General features: G+C 61.8%; 20 protein-coding genes and 1 tRNA gene. 9 read left to right on the forward strand and 12 right to left on the reverse strand.

Annotated features, from left to right (window positions below):
• Positions 1–20 precede the first annotated feature (20 nt).
• A complete protein-coding gene (locus F3H35_RS08075) occupies positions 21–1,919 on the forward strand; it encodes a glycosyltransferase (RefSeq protein WP_149779097.1) in 1,899 nt (632 codons plus the stop codon).
• Here the strand turns inward: F3H35_RS08075 and F3H35_RS08080 are convergent.
• Positions 1,893–2,537, reverse strand: a complete 645-nt coding sequence (locus tag F3H35_RS08080) for a GntR family transcriptional regulator (RefSeq protein ID WP_149779098.1) — start codon at positions 2,535–2,537, stop codon at positions 1,893–1,895. The genes F3H35_RS08075 and F3H35_RS08080 overlap by 27 nt on opposite strands.
• A gap of 113 nt (positions 2,538–2,650) precedes the next feature.
• Here F3H35_RS08080 and F3H35_RS08085 point away from each other — a divergent pair, with 113 nt between their 5' ends.
• The 3 genes from F3H35_RS08085 to F3H35_RS08095 all read left to right on the forward strand — a co-directional run bounded on the left by F3H35_RS08085 (position 2,651) and on the right by F3H35_RS08095 (position 4,843).
• The gene (locus tag F3H35_RS08085; RefSeq protein ID WP_149779099.1) at positions 2,651–3,295 is read left to right on the forward strand and encodes a pyrimidine 5'-nucleotidase; all 645 of its coding nucleotides are present in this window, start codon (positions 2,651–2,653) and stop codon (positions 3,293–3,295) included.
• An 85-nt stretch (positions 3,296–3,380) separates the two neighbouring features.
• Positions 3,381–3,593 carry a hypothetical protein gene (locus F3H35_RS08090; protein ID WP_149779100.1) on the forward strand — a complete coding sequence of 71 codons (213 nt, stop codon included), beginning with the start codon at positions 3,381–3,383 and terminating at the stop codon, positions 3,591–3,593.
• Between the two features lie 47 nt (positions 3,594–3,640).
• Entirely contained in the window at positions 3,641–4,843 is a 1,203-nt protein-coding gene (locus tag F3H35_RS08095) for a UbiH/UbiF family hydroxylase (protein WP_149779101.1), read from the forward strand.
• Positions 4,844–4,879: 36 nt separating this feature from the next.
• Here F3H35_RS08095 and F3H35_RS08100 read toward each other — a convergent pair whose 3' ends face one another.
• The 4 genes from F3H35_RS08100 to F3H35_RS08115 form a co-directional block, all read right to left on the reverse strand.
• Complete coding sequence (locus tag F3H35_RS08100) at positions 4,880–6,007, reverse strand: aminotransferase class V-fold PLP-dependent enzyme (protein WP_149779102.1); 1,128 nt, start codon at positions 6,005–6,007, stop codon at positions 4,880–4,882.
• Positions 6,008–6,155: 148 nt separating this feature from the next.
• A complete protein-coding gene (locus tag F3H35_RS08105; RefSeq protein WP_223228353.1) occupies positions 6,156–6,503 on the reverse strand; it encodes a YgiW/YdeI family stress tolerance OB fold protein in 348 nt (115 codons plus the stop codon).
• A 103-nt stretch (positions 6,504–6,606) separates the two neighbouring features.
• Positions 6,607–7,065 (reverse strand): Lrp/AsnC family transcriptional regulator, encoded by a 459-nt coding sequence (locus F3H35_RS08110; RefSeq protein WP_149779103.1) that lies wholly within the window; start codon positions 7,063–7,065, stop codon positions 6,607–6,609.
• Entirely contained in the window at positions 7,062–7,517 is a 456-nt protein-coding gene (locus F3H35_RS08115; RefSeq protein WP_149779104.1) for an Lrp/AsnC family transcriptional regulator, read from the reverse strand. Before F3H35_RS08115 ends, F3H35_RS08110 begins: the two co-directional genes overlap by 4 nt.
• Positions 7,518–7,649: 132 nt before the next feature.
• On the opposite strand from F3H35_RS08115, the gene ilvC reads away from it, so the two are divergent.
• Positions 7,650–8,672, forward strand: a complete 1,023-nt coding sequence (gene ilvC / locus F3H35_RS08120) for a ketol-acid reductoisomerase (protein ID WP_149779105.1) — start codon at positions 7,650–7,652, stop codon at positions 8,670–8,672.
• A 58-nt stretch (positions 8,673–8,730) separates the two neighbouring features.
• Here ilvC and F3H35_RS18830 read toward each other — a convergent pair whose 3' ends face one another.
• Positions 8,731–8,892: a hypothetical protein gene (locus F3H35_RS18830; RefSeq protein ID WP_188129918.1), complete on the reverse strand. Its 162-nt coding sequence runs from the start codon at positions 8,890–8,892 to the stop codon at positions 8,731–8,733.
• A 110-nt stretch (positions 8,893–9,002) separates the two neighbouring features.
• Between F3H35_RS18830 and F3H35_RS08125 the strand changes: the two genes are divergently transcribed.
• Positions 9,003–9,923, forward strand: coding sequence for a DMT family transporter (locus tag F3H35_RS08125; protein WP_149779106.1), 921 nt, complete (start codon positions 9,003–9,005; stop codon positions 9,921–9,923).
• Between the two features lie 119 nt (positions 9,924–10,042).
• On the opposite strand, the gene folP is transcribed toward F3H35_RS08125, so the two are convergent.
• From folP to F3H35_RS08150, 5 genes are all read right to left on the reverse strand, one after another.
• On the reverse strand, positions 10,043–11,053 hold the full coding sequence (gene folP / locus F3H35_RS08130) for a dihydropteroate synthase (protein WP_149779107.1): 1,011 nt from the start codon (positions 11,051–11,053) through the stop codon (positions 10,043–10,045).
• 42 nt (positions 11,054–11,095) lie between these two features.
• Positions 11,096–12,028: a dihydroneopterin aldolase gene (locus tag F3H35_RS08135; protein ID WP_149779108.1), complete on the reverse strand. Its 933-nt coding sequence runs from the start codon at positions 12,026–12,028 to the stop codon at positions 11,096–11,098.
• A 165-nt stretch (positions 12,029–12,193) separates the two neighbouring features.
• Entirely contained in the window at positions 12,194–13,867 is a 1,674-nt protein-coding gene (ctaD, locus tag F3H35_RS08140) for a cytochrome c oxidase subunit I (RefSeq protein ID WP_149779109.1), read from the reverse strand.
• Positions 13,868–14,123: 256 nt separating this feature from the next.
• Positions 14,124–14,798, reverse strand: a complete 675-nt coding sequence (lipB, locus tag F3H35_RS08145) for a lipoyl(octanoyl) transferase LipB (protein ID WP_149779110.1) — start codon at positions 14,796–14,798, stop codon at positions 14,124–14,126.
• Positions 14,791–15,585 (reverse strand): LytTR family DNA-binding domain-containing protein, encoded by a 795-nt coding sequence (locus F3H35_RS08150; RefSeq protein WP_149779111.1) that lies wholly within the window; start codon positions 15,583–15,585, stop codon positions 14,791–14,793. The genes lipB and F3H35_RS08150 overlap by 8 nt, the downstream gene beginning before the upstream one ends.
• Before the next feature lie 101 nt (positions 15,586–15,686).
• On the opposite strand from F3H35_RS08150, the gene F3H35_RS08155 reads away from it, so the two are divergent.
• A complete protein-coding gene (locus tag F3H35_RS08155) occupies positions 15,687–16,184 on the forward strand; it encodes a DUF2306 domain-containing protein (RefSeq protein ID WP_149779112.1) in 498 nt (165 codons plus the stop codon).
• A gap of 69 nt (positions 16,185–16,253) precedes the next feature.
• Positions 16,254–16,340, forward strand: a tRNA-Leu gene (locus tag F3H35_RS08160).
• A 301-nt stretch (positions 16,341–16,641) separates the two neighbouring features.
• Here F3H35_RS08160 and F3H35_RS08165 read toward each other — a convergent pair.
• Entirely contained in the window at positions 16,642–17,064 is a 423-nt protein-coding gene (locus F3H35_RS08165) for a c-type cytochrome (RefSeq protein WP_223228354.1), read from the reverse strand.
• Positions 17,065–17,414: 350 nt separating this feature from the next.
• On the opposite strand from F3H35_RS08165, the gene F3H35_RS08170 reads away from it, so the two are divergent.
• Positions 17,415–17,801 carry a lysozyme inhibitor LprI family protein gene (locus F3H35_RS08170; RefSeq protein ID WP_149779113.1) on the forward strand — a complete coding sequence of 129 codons (387 nt, stop codon included), beginning with the start codon at positions 17,415–17,417 and terminating at the stop codon, positions 17,799–17,801.
• Positions 17,802–18,195 lie beyond the last annotated feature (394 nt).

Consider the following 18,195-nt stretch of genomic DNA (forward strand, 5'->3'; position numbering starts at 1 on the left):
GGTAACGGCAGGAGGCCGGCATGGGCATAACGGAACTGCGTCAGCTTGCGACCCCGAGTGCGAAGCAAGCGGATGCGCCGGACTCAATTGGCGCTCAGCTGGTGCGACAGGGTGCAATCTCGCGCACGGATATCGTGCTTGCCGGGATGGTGCGGGCGCATTGCGATGCCTCGATCGATGATATCCTCAAGGCCGAAGGCCTGATCGACGAGGATGTTTTGCTGGCGGCGCATGCCGCAAGGCTCAAGACGCGCACTGTCGATCGTGAGGCTGTTGCCGCCCTGGCCTCCCGTCCGGGCAATCTCCCGCCCGGCCTGATGCTGCGCCAGGCACTGCTTCCCGTGAGCGACCGTGACGGGATGCCGGCCATTGTCACCCATGCCCCCGGACCCGCGCAGCAAGCGGATGGCGCCCGGATCCTGATCGCTCCGCGCACCCTTATTCAGGATGAAATCGCCGTGCGTCACCGGACGGCCCTGACCGATGCCGCACAGTCTCGGGTTTCAGCCGAAGAAAGCTGCCGCACATGGGGAAATGCCTTCAATCGCAGGATTGCTGTGACCGTCGCTCTTGTCGCCATGCTGGCGACGCTGACAGTCGCCTTTCCTTCCATCATGTTTGCAATTGTCGCCCTTTGGGCTTCGGCGACGCTGGCGGTGTCCATTTTGCTGAAGCTGGCCGCCTTTCTGGCCAGTCTGTCCTCGGAAATTCCGTCAATCCGCGCCGACAGGCTCCGTGATGCGGGGCCGCCTTTGCCCAAAGTCTCGATCATCGTGCCGTTGTTTCGCGAAACCGAGATTGCCCATCACCTGATTGCGCGGTTGCAGCGGCTGACCTATCCGAAATGCCTGCTCGATGTAATTCTCGTGCTCGAAGAGGAGGATGCGTTGACCCGCAGGACACTGGCGCAGATCGACCTGCCGCCATGGATGCGGGCGGTGATCGTACCGGATGGGCAGCCGCGCACCAAACCCCGCGCGATGAATTATGCGCTGGATTTCTGTGCCGGTGACATCATCGGTATTTTCGACGCCGAAGATGCGCCCGATCCGGATCAGATCACCATCATTGCGCGCCGGTTCCAGCATGTCCCGGAGGATGTTGTCTGCCTGCAAGGGGTGCTGGACTACTACAATCCCCGTCAAAACTGGCTGGCGCGGTGCTTTACCATCGAATACGCGACATGGTTCCGGGTGATGCTGCCGGGTATGGCCAAACTCGGTTTTGCAATTCCGCTTGGCGGCACCACGCTCTATTTCCGCCGCGATGCATTGGAACGTCTGGGCGGGTGGGATTCCCACAACGTGACCGAAGATGCCGATCTTGGGTTTCGTCTTGCGCGTCATGGCATGCGGACGGAAATGGTAGCCACCGTGACCGCGGAAGAGGCCAATTGCCGTGTCTGGCCCTGGATCAAGCAAAGGTCACGCTGGCTCAAGGGGTATATGACCACCTATCTGGTGCACATGCGCCGGCCTGCGCTACTTTACAGGCAGTTGGGGACATGGAAATTCCTGGGCTTTCATGCGCATTTCATGGTGGCCTTGTCCCAGTTGCTTCTGGCTCCGATCCTGTGGTCCTTCTGGTTGGTCCTGTTGGGTTTGCCGCACCCGCTCGATCCGATGGTGAGCAGATCCGTTCTGTACATGGTTGGCAGTCTGTTCCTCACCGCCGAGATAGTCTCGATCGTGATCCATGCAGCGGCGGTCAACAGGCATGGGCACAGGCACCTTCTGCCATGGGTGCCCACGATGCATGTCTATGCGACCCTCGGGGCGGTGGCGGCTTACAAGGCGCTCTATGAGTTGGTGGTCAACCCGTTTTTCTGGGACAAGACAACGCATGGCGTGTCGCTGCCTGTCACGTCCGCGCAGGGATCGATTGAGGGGTTGTCAGACGATCGTGCCGACTTCCCCTGAGTCGAGCTTCAGACGCGTGACGAAAGCTTTGGAAATATGAGCTTTCAGGGCGTCTCCCGCGCCTTTTGTGTCCCGCGCTTCGATCGCGCTGACGATGGCGTCATGTTCCTTCAGCGCATCCGCGGGCCTGCCAAGTGCCGCCAGCGAGGTGGTCGCCATCAGCGCCATCGACCTGTGCACGAGGTCAAGTTGCTGCACGAGAAAGCGGTTATGCGACGACAGGTGAATCTGCTTGTGGAACCGGCGGTTCGCGCGCGCCATCGCCTGCGGATCGTTCAACAGCTTCCGGTCTTCCTCGACCATATCGCGCAGCACCCGCACCTCTTCATCGGTCGCGTGACGCGCGGCGAGGTTGGCCGCCAGCCCCTCGAGTTCGGCGCGCACGACATAAAGTTCGGCCAATTGATTGTGATCCAGCGACGCCACGATCAGGCTGCGGCCATCGCGGGTCAGCAGAGATTGTGTCTCGAGCCGTTGGAGCGCCTCGCGGATCGGCGTGCGAGACACCCCGAAGCGTTCGGCAAGGTCGCTTTCGACAAGCCGGTCTCCGGGTTTGTAGATGCCCATGTCGATGGCTTCCAGAATAAGCGTATAGGCGTCTTTTTGGGGCGCTTTCATGAACGTGACCTGTCCCTGTTGTAACTTGTTATGATGACAGTAATCGCCGGTTGTGCGCACAATCAAGCCTCCTGCGATTGCACCCTTTGTCGCGGCGTCCTAGAACCCTGGTCATGACGAGGCAGAATTTCACGCATATCGAGGCTTGGGTGTTCGATCTGGACAATACGCTCTACGCGCCCGAGGTCCGTCTTTTCGACCAGATCGAGCAGCGCATGACGCAGTTCGTGATGACGGAGCTTGGGGTCGATCGGGCCGAAGCCGACCGCCTTCGCCGCAAATACTGGCATGAACATGGCACCACGCTGGCCGGTCTGATGCGCGAGCATGGCATCGACCCCGATCCCTATCTGATTGATGAGCATGATATTTCTTTCGACGCGCTGGAACCCGACGCCGAGTTGCGCGCCCGCATAGCGGCGCTTCCGGGGCGGCGCATTGTCTATACCAATGGCAGCGCGCCCTATGCTGAACGCGTGATTGAGCGGCGGGGCCTGTCGGGGGTGTTCGATGCGGTCTATGGCGTTGAACATGCGGGCTATCGGCCCAAGCCTGACCGGGAAGCCTTTGATGCAGTCTTCGCGCGTGATGGCCTGACGCCTGCGCGCGCGGCGATGTTCGAAGACGAGCCGCGCAATCTTGCCCAGCCTCACGCCATGGGCATGCGCACCGTCCACGTCGCGCCGCGCGAGCATCCCGCCGATCATATCCACCACCACACCTCCGATCTGAGCGGCTTCCTCTCCGGCCTCGTCTGACTGCTGTTCTGCGGCGATATGTGCCTTTGCACTCGGGGCCGGGGTCATATTTTAGGAGCGTAAACAGATAAAGGAACCTCCATCCATGGCACTTGCCCAAACCAACAGCGACATTGCCGATCTCACCGACCGCGATCCTGATGAAGCGGCGGCCATTCCGATTCTCCTGGCCGTTCTTGGCCTTCTGGCAGCATGGGGCGTCAGCATTGCGCTTTGGGGCATTCCGGGGCTTTATATCCCTGCCTTGGCGATGGTGCCGGTGATCTGGGTGGCGCTGCTCGTGATCTCGCGCGGCTGATCCGGGGTCCGGGCGCGCGTCGGGCTTTGCCAGGAAAGGACCATGAGATGAGCACTGCAGAGTATGACATCCTTGTCTCTGGCGGGGGCGTGGCTGGTCTCACGGCGGCGGCGGTGTTCGGCACCGCGGGATTCTCGGTACTTTGCGTCGATCCCGCGCCGCCTGTAACCGCGCGTGACGCGGCGGGGTCTGACTTGCGCACCACAGCCTTTCTGCAACCCGCCCGGCAATTGCTGGATCGGGCCGGTCTTTGGGACAGGTTGGCGCCCCATGCCGCGAGCCTGCAGATCATGCGCATCGTCGATGCGGGCGGCAAACAGGCCAAACCACGCATCACCAAGGAATTCGACGCCGCCGATATTTCGGATCAGCCATTCGGCTGGAACCTGCCCAACTGGCTGTTGCGGCGCGAAATGGTTGCGCATCTCGACAGTCTCGACAGCGTCGAGTTCCGCCCCGGCGTTGGGGTGGCCTCGCTTGTGACCCGTGAAACGCAGGCGCATGTCGGGCTGAGCGACTCAACGAAACTGCGCTGCCGTCTGGTGATCGCGGCGGATGGGCGCAGCTCCCCGGTGCGCGAGGCGGCCGGCGTGCCGGTCAAGACGACGCGATATGGGCAAAAGGCGCTGGCCTTTGCGGTCACCCATGCAATCCCTCACGAAAACGTCTCGACCGAAATTCACCGCTCGGGCGGGCCGTTCACCCTTGTGCCGCTGCCGGACCACGAGGGGCGGCCCTCGTCGGCGATCGTCTGGATGGAAGATGGGCCAGAGGCGCTGCGCCTTGCGGATTTGCCCGTACCTGAGTTCGAAGCGGCGATGAATGAGCGTTCCTGCCTTCTCTTCGGTCCTCTGACGTTGGTTTCGCGGCGCACGGTCTGGCCGATCATCAGCCAGCTCGCGGAGCGCATGTCCGCCGAACGCGTGGCTCTTGTGGCCGAGGCCGCCCATGTCGTGCCGCCCATCGGCGCGCAGGGCCTGAACATGAGCCTCGGTGACATGCGTGTGCTGCTTGAGCTGGCCGAGGCCGCGCCGGAGCGGCTTGGCGATGCGGCGATGCTCGACACGTATCACCGTCGCCGCCATCTCGAGGTCACGGCACGGGTGACTGGGATCGATCTGCTGAACCGGGCCTCGATGATGCACGCACAGCCTCTGCGTGATGCGCGCGCCATGACGCTCAATGCGATCTATTCACTGGCGCCGGTGCGCAAGACCCTTATGCAACTGGGCCTTGGCGCACGCGGCTGAGGTCGCGCGGCAGGCGGTGACGCCTGACAAGCCGCGCTAGAGCACCTTGTCGATGACAGTCTTGAGCCGCGCCAGGGTTCCCGGCACGTCATAGAGCTTGTCCAGACCGAACAGTCCCAGCCGGAAGGTCCGGAACCCCTCGGGCTCGTTGCATTGCAGCGGCACGCCCGCCGCGATCTGCATTCCTTCAGCGGCAAACTTGCTGCCGTTCTGAATGGCAGGGTCATCGGTATAGCTGACCACCACGCCCGGCGCGCCATAGCCCGGCGCCGCAACCGATGTGACGCCCTTCTCGGCCAGCATGGCGCGCACGCCGTTCCCCAGAGCCCATTGCGCCTCGCACAGCTTGTCAAAGCCATAGTCGCGCGTTTCGATCATCGTGTCGCGGAACGCGCGCAGCGCATCCGTCGGCATCGTCGCATGATAGGCATGACCGCCGTTTTCATAGGTTTTCATGATGTCCCGCCATTTTTTCAGGTCGATGGCGAAGCTGTTCGAAACGGTCTTGTCCAGTCGATCAACCGCGCGTTGCGACATCATCACCAACCCTGCCGAAGGCGAGGCCGACCAACCCTTCTGTGGCGCCGAGATCAAGACATCCACGCCAGTCGCCGTCATGTCGACCCAGGCACAGCCCGAGGCGATGCAATCCAGCACCATCAGCGCGCCCACCTCATGTGCGGCATCGGCCAATGCCGTGATGTAATCATCGGGCAGGATAAGCCCCGCGGATGTCTCGACATGCGGTGCGAAAACCACGTCGGGCCGCGCCTCGCGGATCTTGGCGGTCACCTCGTCGATCGGGGCAGGGGCAAACGGCGCCGTCGGGCCGTTGCCCGTTTGGCGTGCCATGCAGACCGTTGTTTCCGACGTGAATTTCCCGGCATCGAAAATCTGGCTCCAGCGGAAGGAAAACCAGCCATTACGCACGACAAGGGCATGAGCGTCCGTTCCGAACTGGCGTGCGACGGCTTCCATCGCATAGGTACCGCCACCGGGTACCAGCGCCACGGCATCGGCCTTGTAGACGTCCTTCAGCATCTCCGAGATGTCGCGCATCACCTGCTGAAAGCTCTGGCTCATGTGATTGAGTGACCGGTCGGTAAACACCACCGAATATTCAAGCAATCCATCAGGGTCTACGGTATCCAGAAGGGCGGTCATGCGGGGTCTCCTATCAGAATTGGCCCAAGTGCTAGCTTGATGTGAAAGCAAAGGCAAAGTCTACTTGGGAATACCGACGTAACAGGCCCCGTTTGCGCAGCGCTCCACCGCATCCGCAAACAGGGCCTTTGAAGACCGGGCGCAAGCGCTACAGAATTTCGAGCGCCTCGACCCAGAGATAGCGACCGATCAGCCCACGGTCGACTTCGACCCGCAGTCGCACACGGTCGTTGGGTCCGATCGGGCGACCCGCAAACACGTTTTGAGGAATTTCCACGCGAATTTCGTTCATGCCATCTGTGAAGCGATAGTAATCCTCGCGCAGATGGTGGGTGATATATCCTTCCAGCGTCATATAAGCGCCGATGCGCGCGTCCAGCGCATCCTGTACGCTCGACTGCGCGCCCTGTTCGCTGGGGCCGGTGAACTGTGCCAGCGCGGGGCTTGCGGCGAATGCGAGGGCAGACATGATCAAGAAATTGCGTCTTGTGGTCATCGGCTATTCCCTGTGAGGTCATATGGTTCAGATGTTTTGGTATGGCCGTGATTTGGGAAGGCCCGGCGCGCTTGCAATAATGCAGTCCAAAATGTCGCGGTCGTCACCCGATAGGGCCGGGGCGACGCTCTTCGCTGAGCAGCACATTGGCCTCGACATTTCCCACCCCCGGCAGTGTCATGAGACGCCGGCGCAAGACACGTTCAAAATCCGAGATGTCGCGGGCCACGACCCGCAGGCGATAATCGTAAAGCCCCAGGATATGCTCGACCGTCTGCACTTCGGGAATGGCAGAGACCGCGCGCTCGAAATCCTCAAGGCTGACGCGCCCCTTGGTGGCCAGTTTGATCCCCAGAAACACCGTCACGCCGAAGCCCAGTTTCTCGTTGTCCAGATCCAGCCGCTGTCCCTTGATCACGCCCGCTTCGCGCAGGCGTTTGATGCGCCGCCAGGTGGCAGGCTGCGACAGACCCAGCTTGCGCCCCAGAGCGCTGGTCGCCTGCGTGGCATCCCGGCTCAGTTCGCGGAGGATCAGGCGGTCGGTGGTGTCGAGATCGGTCATAGAGGCAGCACCTCGTCGGATTTGATCCGCGCAACATGCATCAACGCTTCGATATCGGCGATATGGGGCAGGGTGAGGATGCTGCTGCGATACACCTGTTGATATTGCGCCATATTCCGCGCAATCACCGAAAGACGCACATCCACGCGACCAAGAAAGGTCTGGATTTCAACGACATCGGGCACCTGTCGGGCGGCTTCCATGAATTCGTCGAAGGCGCGCGGTTGGGTCTTGTCGAGCGTGATGCGCAGCGACACCTCCACCGCATAGCCAAGTGCGCGCCAATCGATCACCGCGTGATTGCCGCGTATGATCCCGGATTTGTAGAGTTTCTCGAGCCTGCGCGCACAGGTTGCCGGCGTCAGACCGGCCAGCTCGGCCAATTCGGCCGGTCCAAGTGTGGCGTCATGCTGGTAATGGCGCAAAAGACGTCTGTCGGTGTCGTCGAGCATGGAATTTTCACATAATAGAGACTAAACGAATAGATAAAGCATAATTCAGAGAAATACAGTGGTATTTGCACCGATTTTTGGAGGTGGATGGTTAGTCTCGCGACATGGAAACCTAACCGAGAGGAGACCGCCATGCGCGTCTATTATGATCGCGATTGCGATATCAACCTGATCAAGGACAAGAAAGTCGCCATTCTTGGCTATGGCAGCCAGGGCCATGCCCATGCGCTGAACCTGCGCGACTCGGGTGCCAAGAACCTGTGCGTCGCCCTGCGCGAAGGCTCCAAGAGCGCCAAGAAGGCCGAAGCAGAAGGCCTCGAGGTCAAGGGCATCGCCGAAGCCGCCGCATGGTGCGACGTGATGATGTTCACCATGCCCGACGAATTGCAGGCGGAAACCTACCGCAAATATGTGCATGACAACATCAAGCCGGGTGCCGCAATTGCCTTTGCCCATGGCCTGAACGTGCATTTCGGGCTGATCGAGCCGAAAGAAGGCATTGACGTCATCATGATGGCGCCCAAGGGACCGGGGCACACGGTGCGTGGTGAATATGTCAAGGGCGGTGGCGTGCCCTGCCTTGTGGCTGTGGATACAGATGCCTCGGGCAAGGCGCTGGAAATCGGTCTGAGCTATTGCTCGGCCATTGGTGGCGGACGCTCGGGCGTGATCGAGACGACCTTCCGCGAAGAATGCGAAACCGACCTGTTCGGTGAGCAGGCGGTGCTGTGCGGCGGCCTTGTGGAACTGATCCGCATGGGCTTCGAGACACTGGTCGAGGCGGGCTATGCCCCTGAAATGGCTTACTTTGAGTGCCTGCACGAAGTGAAACTGATCGTCGACCTGATCTATGAAGGCGGCATCGCGAACATGAACTACTCGATCTCGAACACGGCCGAGTATGGCGAGTATGTCAGCGGTCCGCGCGTGCTGCCGTATGAGCGCACCAAGAAAGAGATGAAGGCGATCCTGCACGACATCCAGACCGGTGCCTTCGTGCGTGACTTCATGCAGGAAAATTCGGTTGGTCAGCCGTTCTTCAAGGGCACGCGCCGGATGAACGACGCACACCAGATCGAAGAGGTCGGCGCCAAGCTGCGGGCGATGATGCCCTGGATCAGCGCCGGTAAGCTGGTGGATCAGGAAAAGAACTGATTGTCAGGGCTTTGAGAGACAAAGTTGATCCGGCCCCGCGGGGCCGGATCGCACGAGATCACGGGGCTTTGCGGTGCGGGTTGCCGTCTTTGGCCAGCGCGCTTTTGGGAGTGCTGTCGCTATGACGCCGCTCTTCGGTTTGGCGCTTGCTGCGCAGGGCCACGAGGCCGACGATTGCCATTGTGATCAGCGCGAGACCGGGTATCAGATAGGTATTCATGGATCGCTCCTTTCGTTGCTTTCCACCCCAACAGATGTGGCCCTGGTGCGCGGCGTGAAGTGGGACGTCCTGTCACGGGGTGCAGAGCAGCGCGTAAGATACTGATAAATATGACTAAAAATCCTGACATCACGGCGCAAAGCTGGCTGATGGTGGCGACCCTGGGCCTAGTCTGGGGCGCCACGTTTCTCATTATCGAAGTGGCCCTTGAGGGGATCACGCCGTTCTGGCTGGCCTCGGCGCGGATCGGGTTCGCGACGCTTCTGATGCTGGCGATCTGGGCCTTCCGGGGGTTCAGGTTATTCGCGGAACCCATTGAAAAGAAGGACATCTACCGGCTTGGGGCGATTGGTGCCCTGTCATCGGCCGTGCCCTTCATGTTGTTGAGTTGGGGGCAGCAATTCGTGACATCCGGATTTGCCGGGGTGTCCATGGCGGCGGTGGCGCTGCTGGTTTTGCCCTTGGCGCATTTTCTGGTGCCGGGCGAGCGTTTGAACCTGCGCAAGATCGCGGGGTTCGTGATCGGGTTTGTCGGTGTGGTCATCCTGATAGGCGGTCAAGCCTTTGAAACGACTGGTGAATATCTGGAGCCGTTTGGCCGTGCCGCCTGCGTCGCGGCGGCGGCGTGCTACGCGCTGAGTTCGGTGCAGATGCGGCTTTTGCCCACAGTGGATCCGATCGGATTGAATGCCGTGACCCTGTTGATCGGGGCGGTGATCGTCATCAGCGCGGCATGGGCGGTCGAAGGGCCGCCACCTGCGACGGACCGTAACACGTTGTATGTGCTTATTTTTCTGGGCATGGTGCCCACGGCGGGCGCCAGTCTTTTGCGGGTTCTGGTGATCCGTACGGCGGGACCGGTGTTCATGAGCCTTGTGAATTACCAGGTTCCGGTCTGGTCGGTGGTGTTGGGAGCGTTGATCCTGGCCGAGCCGCTGCCGCCGAGCTTGCTGACGGCGCTTATCCTGATCCTGTGCGGCGTTGGATTAAGCCAAGCCGCGGCTTTGAGACGGCTGTTTCGGCGTGGTTGAGTTGTGTATGACTTGTACAAAACTTACACGCGTTTGGGACCAACCCCGCGCCTTTTCCCACGAATTGTGTACATAACTCATATTCGGGGCCGTTATCCACAGCCCGGCGCCGCCTTGCGTCAGGGGAGCTGACCCAAAGTTGCGGCCTGCCAGAGGCGAAGCGCCTCGTTGGTTTCGCGCACGTCATGGACACGCAGGATCTGCGCGCCCTGCGCCACTCCGGCCAGCGCCACGGCGATCGAGCCGGGCGCGCGGTGGCGCGCCTCGTCCGAGCCGCCGATGGTGCCGATAAACCGCTTGCGCGACGCGCCGAGCAGGATCGGACAGCCCAGACCGTGAAACAGCGACAGGGTCTGCAGCAGGGTCAGATTGTGCTCGAGCGTCTTGCCGAAGCCGATGCCGGGATCGACGATGATCTGCGCGCGGGGGATGCCGAGGGCGGTCAGCGCCTCGATGCGGTCGGAGAGGTAATCGTAGATGTCGAGCGCCACATGATCGTAGCGCGGGTCTTTCTGCATGATCTCGGGCGTGCCTTGGGCGTGCATGACGCAGACCGGCAGACCGGCTTCGGCGGCGAAGGGGGCGAGATCGGGATCGAAGGTGAAGCCTGCCACATCATTGATGAGATCAGCGCCTGCGTCACGGGCGGCACGGGCCACGGGGGCTTTACGGGTGTCGATGGAAATGGGCACCGGGTGCCGCGCGCGGATCGCGGCGATCACCGGGGCCGTGCGGCGGATTTCCTCGTCCAGTGGAATTTCGGTGGCCCCTGGGCGGGTTGATTCGCCGCCCACATCGATGATCACTGCGCCGCCGTCGATCATGCGGTCCGTATGGGCCAGCGCGTCGGCGGGATCGAAATGCAACCCGCCATCGGAAAAGCTGTCGGGGGTGACGTTGAGGATGCCCATGAGCTGCGGTTTGGACAGGTCGAGACCGGCGATGGACGCGCGTGGGGCGGTGAGGCGGCTCAGAACGTCGGGCGGCAGATCGCGTGCGGGGATCAGGCGCGCAGGCGCGTCGCGATGCAGTTCCTCGACCGTGTCGAACCAGAGCCAGCCGCCCGCAAGGGGCAGGGCGTCAGCGGGGCGGACGTGATCGAACCGGGGGATCGGACGATAATAGGGCATGGGGGCGACCTTGGATCGGGGCAGAGAGGGCTGGCAGGGGCGTTATAGACCGCTTTGGGCGATGTCCTGCACCTGCACCGGAACGGGCGCGCCGGTCTTCGGGGGGGCTTCGCCGATCAGCAGCAGGTCCGACGCCTCCATATGGCCGGAGAACCATGCAGCCAGTGCAACGGGATCATCAGGGCCGCTCGAGGGGCCATCGACCGCATCCAGCACGATCTTGGAGGGCGCCCAGACCGAGATTTGCCCGTTCTTCATCGCCCAGTCGAGCTCGGTGCGGGTGTTGACCACAACGCAGCGATCATCGCGGCCCGCCAGCACCCAGGCGTTCTGCTCGAGCGCCAGCAGGTCGACGCGACGTTGAGTCATGCGGTGGCCGGTGCGCGGGGCGGAGGTTTCGGGATGGCCCACGCAGAGGATCACCGGCTCGGCCCGGGCTTCGAGCTGATCGAGCCACCGGGCAAGGTTGGGCGAGCGGATGGCGGGGTTGGTGAGAAATACCACATGCGGGTGCGGTTTGATGACCGGGTGATGGCCCACGGGCTTGGTGGCCAGATCGCTGACGGAACGGACGATTTCGACGCCAAGCGCACCGGGGCCGCGATCGAGCTTCTCGATGCGCACGAAGGTGCGGACGGCCTGAGGCTCCCAGAGGATACGCTCGGCGATGCGCTCCGCGAGCGTTTCGAGCAGGTTGAGCCGTTCTTCGGCCAGTTCGGCGGCGATCGCCTCGGTTACCTTGTCGTAGCTGAGGATGCGGTCCACGTCGTCATCGAGAGGGTCGGTGATCGGGCGCACCTCGACCACGACGTTGAAGCAGACGCGCTGTGTGACGCCGCGCTCGGCCTGAAAGGCGCCGATCTCGACCTCGACGATGTGATCGCGCACGGAAATGCGATCGAGCGGCCCATCGGGGGCGGTGGCATCGGCGCGCGCGGCGGGATGTTCAAAGGCGAGGCGGATCTCGTTGCTCATGTCGCGTGCTCCGGTGTCAGGCTGGGGCCAGTCTGCATGTTGGCGGCGCTTTAACACGCAGGGGGGCGGCACAGAAGGGGCCATTTGCGGCAGGGACCTGTGCAAATGAAACAGGCCCCGGAGGATATCCGGGGCCTGATGGGTGTGTGCTGGTCCGATCCGGGATCAGTGTGCGTGCTGCTTGTCCCAGTCTTCCTGCTTGGGCAGCTGCTCGAACGTGTGTTCGGGCGGCGGCGAGGGCAGGGTCCATTCCAGCGTGTCGGCGTATTCGTTCCACGGGTTCGCCTCGGTGGCGCGGGCGCCACGGAACAGCGAGTAGAGGATCACGCCGAAGAAGAACACGAAGGACGCGAAGGACAGGAACGCACCGATCGACGACCAGTAGTTCCAGAGAGCGAAGGCTTCGGGGTAGTCGATGTAGCGGCGGGGCATCCCCTGACGGCCCAGGAAGTGCTGGGGGAAGAATGTCAGGTTGGCGCCGATGAACATCGCCCAGAAGTGCAGCTTGCCGGCCCATTCGGGATACATGCGGCCCGTCATCTTGGGGAAGTAGAAGTAGATCCCCGCGAAGATGGCGAACACGGCCCCGAGGCTCATCACGTAGTGGAAATGCGCCACGACGTAGTAGGTGTCGTGATAGGCGCGGTCCACGCCGGCCTGGCTGAGGACGATGCCCGTCACGCCGCCGACGGTGAAGAGGAACAGGAAGCCGAAGGCCCACAGCATCGGTGTCTTGAATTCGACCGAGCCGCCCCACATGGTGGCGATCCAGCTGAACACCTTCACGCCGGTGGGTACCGCGATGACCATGGTGGCCAGCATGAAGTAGGATTGCTGCGTCACGCTCATGCCGACGGTGTACATGTGGTGCGCCCACACGACGAAGCCCAGCACACCGATCGCGATGATCGCCCAGACCATCGGCAGATAGCCGAAGATCGGCTTGCGGCTGAAGGTGGCGATCACGTGGCTGATGATGCCGAAGCCCGGCAGGATGATGATATAGACTTCCGGGTGGCCAAAGAACCACAGGATGTGCTGATAGAGCACCGGATCGCCGCCACCGGCAGGATCGAAGAAGGTGGTCCCGAAGTTACGGTCGGTCAGCAGCATCGTGATGGCGCCAGCCAGAACCGGCAGGGCCAGAAGGATGAGCCACGACGTCACGAAGATCGACCAGGCGAACAGCGGCACCTTGAAGAGCGTCATGCCCGGGGCACGCATGTTCAGGAAGGTGGTGATCATGTTGATCGCGCCGAGGATCGAGCTGGCGCCCGACACGTGCACGGCGAAGATCGCAAGGTCCATCGAGATGCCGGTCTCGCGCGTCGAGAGCGGCGGATAGAGCACCCAGCCCACGCCCGAGCCGAGTTGACCGTTGCCGCCAGGCGCAAGCAGCGAGGCCACCCCGAGCGATGTCCCGGCGACGAACAGCCAGAAGCTGAGGTTGTTCATCCGCGGGAACGCCATGTCCGGCGCACCGATCTGAAGAGGCATGAAGTAGTTGCCGAAGCCGCCGAACAGGGCGGGGATCACGACGAAGAACATCATAAGCACACCGTGATAGGTGATCATGACGTTCCACAGATGACCGTTGGGTGTGCATTCGCCCGCGGCCGCGGCCGTGAAGCGAGCGCCTTCGAGGCACATGTACTGTACCCCCGGCTCCATGAGTTCCATCCGCATGTATACGGTGAATAGAACCGAGATCAGGCCGACGATCGCCGAGGTGATCAGGTAAAGGATACCGATATCCTTGTGGTTCGTGGACATGAACCACCGGGTGAAGAACCCGCGCTGATCCTCATGCTCGTGGCCGTGAATGGCTGCGTCTGCCATTTTATGCCTCCTGCTAGGTAATTTCATGGACACACGATTCCCGTCACCGCATGTCCGCTATCCATTCAGGTTTTAGAATGCCGATGCATGCAGGGCAATGCGTGAAGTTGACCTAAATCAAATAATTTTGTCGCACCCCCTTGCGGTGGGCCTTGGGCGTTCCGTTGACGTGGAGGAAGCGCAAGGGCTTGAAAAGCCTACATATCAGCCGTGGCTTTCCGTCCTGCGGCGGTGGGCACCGGGCGGGTGCGGCATGTCAGCCCGCCATGCTGGATCGGGTCAGTGGCGGGAAGCTGTCCTCGAAGGTGCGTTTCAGTGCGACGTCCAGATCGGTCATGCTGACCGGCAGACCGAGATCGACGAGGCTTGTCACGCCATGCTCGGTAATGCCGCAAGGCACGATGCCGGAAAAATGCTCGAGATCGGGTTCCACGTTGATCGAGATGCCGTGAAAGCTGATCCATTTGCGCAGACGGATGCCGATGGCGGCGATCTTGTCCTCGGGCTTGTGGCCCGTGGCGGTGAGCGGCTTGTCGTCGCGCACGACCCAGACGCCGACCCGGCCCTCGCGGATCTCACCGCGGATGTTGAACTGGTCCAGCGTGTCGATCACCCAGGTTTCGAGCTGCTTGACGAAGGCGCGCACATCGCGCCCGCGCCGTCCCACATCCAGCATCACATAGACCACCCGCTGGCCCGGCCCGTGATAGGTGTATTGCCCGCCGCGTTTGGAGGGATGCACCGGAAAGCGGTGCGGATCGCGCAGATCGGCAGGATTGGCCGAGGTTCCGGCGGTGTAAAGGGGAGGGTGTTCGAGCAGCCAGACCGCCTCGCCTGCGCGGCCCTCCGCGATGGCGTCGGCGCGCGCCTCCATCTCGCGGATGGCGGTGTCATAGTCGGTCAGACCGGCGGATGTGATCCATTCAACCATGTGATGCGCGTGGCAGAAGCCCCGCCTCCTTGAGGATGGGAACGTAGCGGCGGCTGACGGGCAGCTCGGTGCCGTCCGTCAGGCGGATCACCGCCTTGTCGCCGTTGCGACGGGTGGCGGCGATGGCGGGTCTTGCGACCCAGTGCGAGCGATGGACCTGCAATCCGGGGATATCCCCCGTTTCGCGGATCGCGTCCGACAGACGCATGAGGCAGAGCGCGTCGCCACGATCCGTGTGGACGCGCACGTAATGATCCTCGGCCGAGAGCGCCAGCAGGGCGCCGCGCCGTTCGACGGGCAGACGATCGAGGATCGTGGGGCCGGTGGTCTGTGGTGTGATGGACGGCGCGGGTGCAGCCGGCGGATCGTGCCGGGTCCGCAGCAGGTCGAACATGATCGAGACGATCACGGCGATGCCGAACACGGTGGCGGGCAAAGAGATGCTGTCGGGCCGCTGGCCGAGCGCGGCCCAGTTGATGAGCATCACCGTCGCGGTCACGCCGAGACCCGTCAGCACGCCGGTCAGAGCGATCCGCATGACCAGCGGCTTGTCCGCAGGCCATGCGGCGCCGAGCCGGATCGCGACGAAGCATCCCACGGCATAAGTGCTGGTGGTGATCGACATCCAGAAGGCAAGGCGCGGGACGGGGCGCAGGCTGCTGTCGGTGCCGAACGGCCCCATCAGGGTCAGCACGATGGCGACACCTGCCATGAGGGCGAGCGCGATGGGCTGGCGCAGGTGGTGCCACCATTCGCGAAGCGTGGAATGCGAGGCGACGTCAGTCACGTATGTCCTTTCGTGTGTCACGCATCCGCCGTTGAGCGCCGTTACAGCGCGACCCAATGGTTAGGACATCCCGTTGCAACTGCCAAGACCGGAGACGCCAGATGACCCTTGCCGCATTCACGCAAGCCTTGCTTGTCATACAACTTCATACGATCGCCGCACTGGTGGCGGTGATCACGGGGCCGGTGGCGCTGTATCGCGCACGGCGCGACAGGTGGCACAAGCGGGTGGGCTATGTCTGGGTGGGGATGATGGTGATCACGGCCGCGTCGGGGTTTTTCATCTGGACGATCGGTCTTATCGGCCCGTTCAGTCCGATTCACCTTCTGTCGGTGCTGACGCTGTGGACGCTGTGGGTCGGTACACGGGCCGCGATCCGCAAGGATATCGCCGCCCATCAGGCGGCATTCCGGAGCCTTTACTGGTACGGGGTGATCCTTGCGGGGCTGTTCACCTTTCTGCCTGGGCGCACGTTGAACGAGGTGTTTTTCGCCGCGGACCCGTCCCTTGGTTGGGGAGTGATCGCTGTGGGCGTGACGGCTGTTCTGGGGCGTGCGCTGCGCGGGAGGGGGATGCGCGGCAAGGTGAGAGGACGGTGATAAATTTGTACTTGTGATGGGCTGGGCCTTGGGCTAGAGAGCGCGCACCTACCAGATCACGGATCATGTGCGGTCGTGGCGGAATTGGTAGACGCGCAGCGTTGAGGTCGCTGTGGGGTAACACCCGTGGAAGTTCGAGTCTTCTCGACCGCACCAATCACCCATCAAATCAAGGGCTTGATCCCGCATCGGCGATGCAGGCCCGGCCCATGCCGGGGACGGACGGGACTGAGGGTGCTTCCGAAGCAAGACACGCCCGGAGCAATCTGGCGTTGGGTGGCGGACTACGGGGTGGCGCAGGCTGCCCTGAGAAGCCCCCCGGCTGAGGATCGTTGGCCGGGGATACCAAAATTTGCACCGTGGCTCTTAAAATGCCCGCGAGGTCGTTCCAGATATCAGCCTTACACAAAAAACGGCCGATAACCCAGTTTTGCGGAACAGCCGGAAAATGAACGTTTTACTGTTTCTGCAGACTTGAAATGTACTCGATCAGCGCAAGGATCCGGGCCTGCGAAAAAGCCTCGGCATCTGATGGCGAGAAATCCGGATCGCTGGATGCTCTTGCACGCAGGCGACTTCCCCAAATCGGCATATCGCGGGTTCCATGTGCGCTTGCAGTCTCACTTCCATCGATTGTCGCGAATACGGCGGCAACCGGAAACACCCCACCATTGTTTTCTTGCAGCATGGTCAGGTCCGGCACAACGGCCCCCGATAGAAAGTCGGTCACAGGACCATCGCCTTTGCCTGACATGCCGTGACAGGCGGCGCAGCTGTTCTGATATTCGAACTCACCAAGCGTCATGTCTTGAGCATGGGCAATACCGGCGCTCGATAGAGCAGCCAAAAACATCGAAGCAATGAATTTATTGGAAAACATGTCATCCTCCCTTTGAGCGATTGCAGGGAAAACGTGTAGGCCGACGCGTATTTTTTGCATTGCCTATGGTCAATGAGCCGCCGGAAAGAAACGGGGCGTGTCAAACCAAAGTCGTTTGACGCCGGTGGAGGGTCTTTGTCCGAACAAGGGTCGCGTGAGAAACGAACATCGGGCATTATGACGGCGCTTGGCATCCTTTATGCGCGCGTGCCGCGACAAGAGAAGGCTTTGTGTGGTCGTCCTGCGCGCAAGGGATTTTCTTGTGTCGCGATAATGGGTGAGGATCTATCATGTTTCACACAGGCGGCGGGCTTTTTCGCACGCCTGCGTCAACCGGCCGAGGTGGAGCCATGAAACGTCTTTTGGCAGCAATGCTCTGCGCATTTTGTGTGCCGAGTGCGGTATTTTCAGACCCGGCAACGGAGTGTGGTGGCAGCAGCCAGGTCGAGATCGGAGCCTGCGTCGCTGAAACGTTGGAGCGTGTCGATCTGACGGTGGACATCTACCTCGGCTTCGCAATGCGCGCGGCTGAGGCGCTGGACGAGATCACCGGTCGAAGCAGTGCCGTTCCGGCTCTGGACGCCGGGCAAGCCGCGTGGTCGGCTTATCGGGATGCGCATTGCGACTATGTCGGAGCAACCTTCGGCGGCGGTTCCGGAACCGCCATTGGGGTGGACTCGTGCAAGATCAAGCTGGGCCGGGACAGGGCGGAAGACTTGATGCGATACGCGCAATGAGACCAGCAGGACGCGCCTGACATCCATTTTAGCGGGTGCGGCCGGTCTTTATGTGGTGCACTTGACCTTGGCCCGCGCCGACCGATCGGTCACCCGAGGCACGTTCCGGCGCAGTTTCGCCCGGGCGCAACCCGCGCGGCGCATCGGTTCAAGGATCGGGAGGAGTTGGCTGGGGTGGGCAGTGCTAAGCTATCAAGTCTGCAGGGAACTTCCCTGATAACAGTGAATGTGATGGAACGAACAGGGACGCGATACTGTACCTGATCTATGCGGCATGATGTTCCAGCTGCTCGAAATTGCTAGAGCCGACGTTCCGGCGAAGTGCACCGGACGGCAGCAAGGAGCGCTTTGCAGACATTGATTAAATAGTGACGCAGCGAAAATGCTCGACCTT

The organism is Roseovarius litoreus (assembly GCF_900142765.1).
Classification (GTDB): domain Bacteria; phylum Pseudomonadota; class Alphaproteobacteria; order Rhodobacterales; family Rhodobacteraceae; genus Roseovarius; species Roseovarius litoreus.

Bases quoted from the DNA above. Each gene is read 5' to 3' on its own strand.
- lipB (WP_149779110.1), bottom strand. From the start codon at position 14,798: ATGGTTGAATGGATCACATCCGCCGGTCTGACCGACTATGACACCGCC.
- F3H35_RS08085 (WP_149779099.1), top strand. From the start codon at position 2,651: ATGACGAGGCAGAATTTCACGCATATCGAGGCTTGGGTGTTCGATCTG.
- F3H35_RS08165 (WP_223228354.1), bottom strand. From the start codon at position 17,064: ATGTTTTCCAATAAATTCATTGCTTCGATGTTTTTGGCTGCTCTATCG.
- F3H35_RS08090 (WP_149779100.1), top strand. From the start codon at position 3,381: ATGGCACTTGCCCAAACCAACAGCGACATTGCCGATCTCACCGACCGC.
- F3H35_RS08155 (WP_149779112.1), top strand. From the start codon at position 15,687: ATGACCCTTGCCGCATTCACGCAAGCCTTGCTTGTCATACAACTTCAT.
- F3H35_RS08125 (WP_149779106.1), top strand. From the start codon at position 9,003: ATGACTAAAAATCCTGACATCACGGCGCAAAGCTGGCTGATGGTGGCG.
- F3H35_RS08170 (WP_149779113.1), top strand. From the start codon at position 17,415: ATGAAACGTCTTTTGGCAGCAATGCTCTGCGCATTTTGTGTGCCGAGT.
- ilvC (WP_149779105.1), top strand. From the start codon at position 7,650: ATGCGCGTCTATTATGATCGCGATTGCGATATCAACCTGATCAAGGAC.
- F3H35_RS08110 (WP_149779103.1), bottom strand. From the start codon at position 7,065: ATGACCGATCTCGACACCACCGACCGCCTGATCCTCCGCGAACTGAGC.
- F3H35_RS08080 (WP_149779098.1), bottom strand. From the start codon at position 2,537: ATGAAAGCGCCCCAAAAAGACGCCTATACGCTTATTCTGGAAGCCATC.
- F3H35_RS08075 (WP_149779097.1), top strand. From the start codon at position 21: ATGGGCATAACGGAACTGCGTCAGCTTGCGACCCCGAGTGCGAAGCAA.
- F3H35_RS08100 (WP_149779102.1), bottom strand. From the start codon at position 6,007: ATGACCGCCCTTCTGGATACCGTAGACCCTGATGGATTGCTTGAATAT.
- F3H35_RS18830 (WP_188129918.1), bottom strand. From the start codon at position 8,892: ATGAATACCTATCTGATACCCGGTCTCGCGCTGATCACAATGGCAATC.
- ctaD (WP_149779109.1), bottom strand. From the start codon at position 13,867: ATGGCAGACGCAGCCATTCACGGCCACGAGCATGAGGATCAGCGCGGG.
- folP (WP_149779107.1), bottom strand. From the start codon at position 11,053: ATGCCCTATTATCGTCCGATCCCCCGGTTCGATCACGTCCGCCCCGCT.
- F3H35_RS08115 (WP_149779104.1), bottom strand. From the start codon at position 7,517: ATGCTCGACGACACCGACAGACGTCTTTTGCGCCATTACCAGCATGAC.
- F3H35_RS08105 (WP_223228353.1), bottom strand. From the start codon at position 6,503: ATGACCACAAGACGCAATTTCTTGATCATGTCTGCCCTCGCATTCGCC.
- F3H35_RS08095 (WP_149779101.1), top strand. From the start codon at position 3,641: ATGAGCACTGCAGAGTATGACATCCTTGTCTCTGGCGGGGGCGTGGCT.
- F3H35_RS08135 (WP_149779108.1), bottom strand. From the start codon at position 12,028: ATGAGCAACGAGATCCGCCTCGCCTTTGAACATCCCGCCGCGCGCGCC.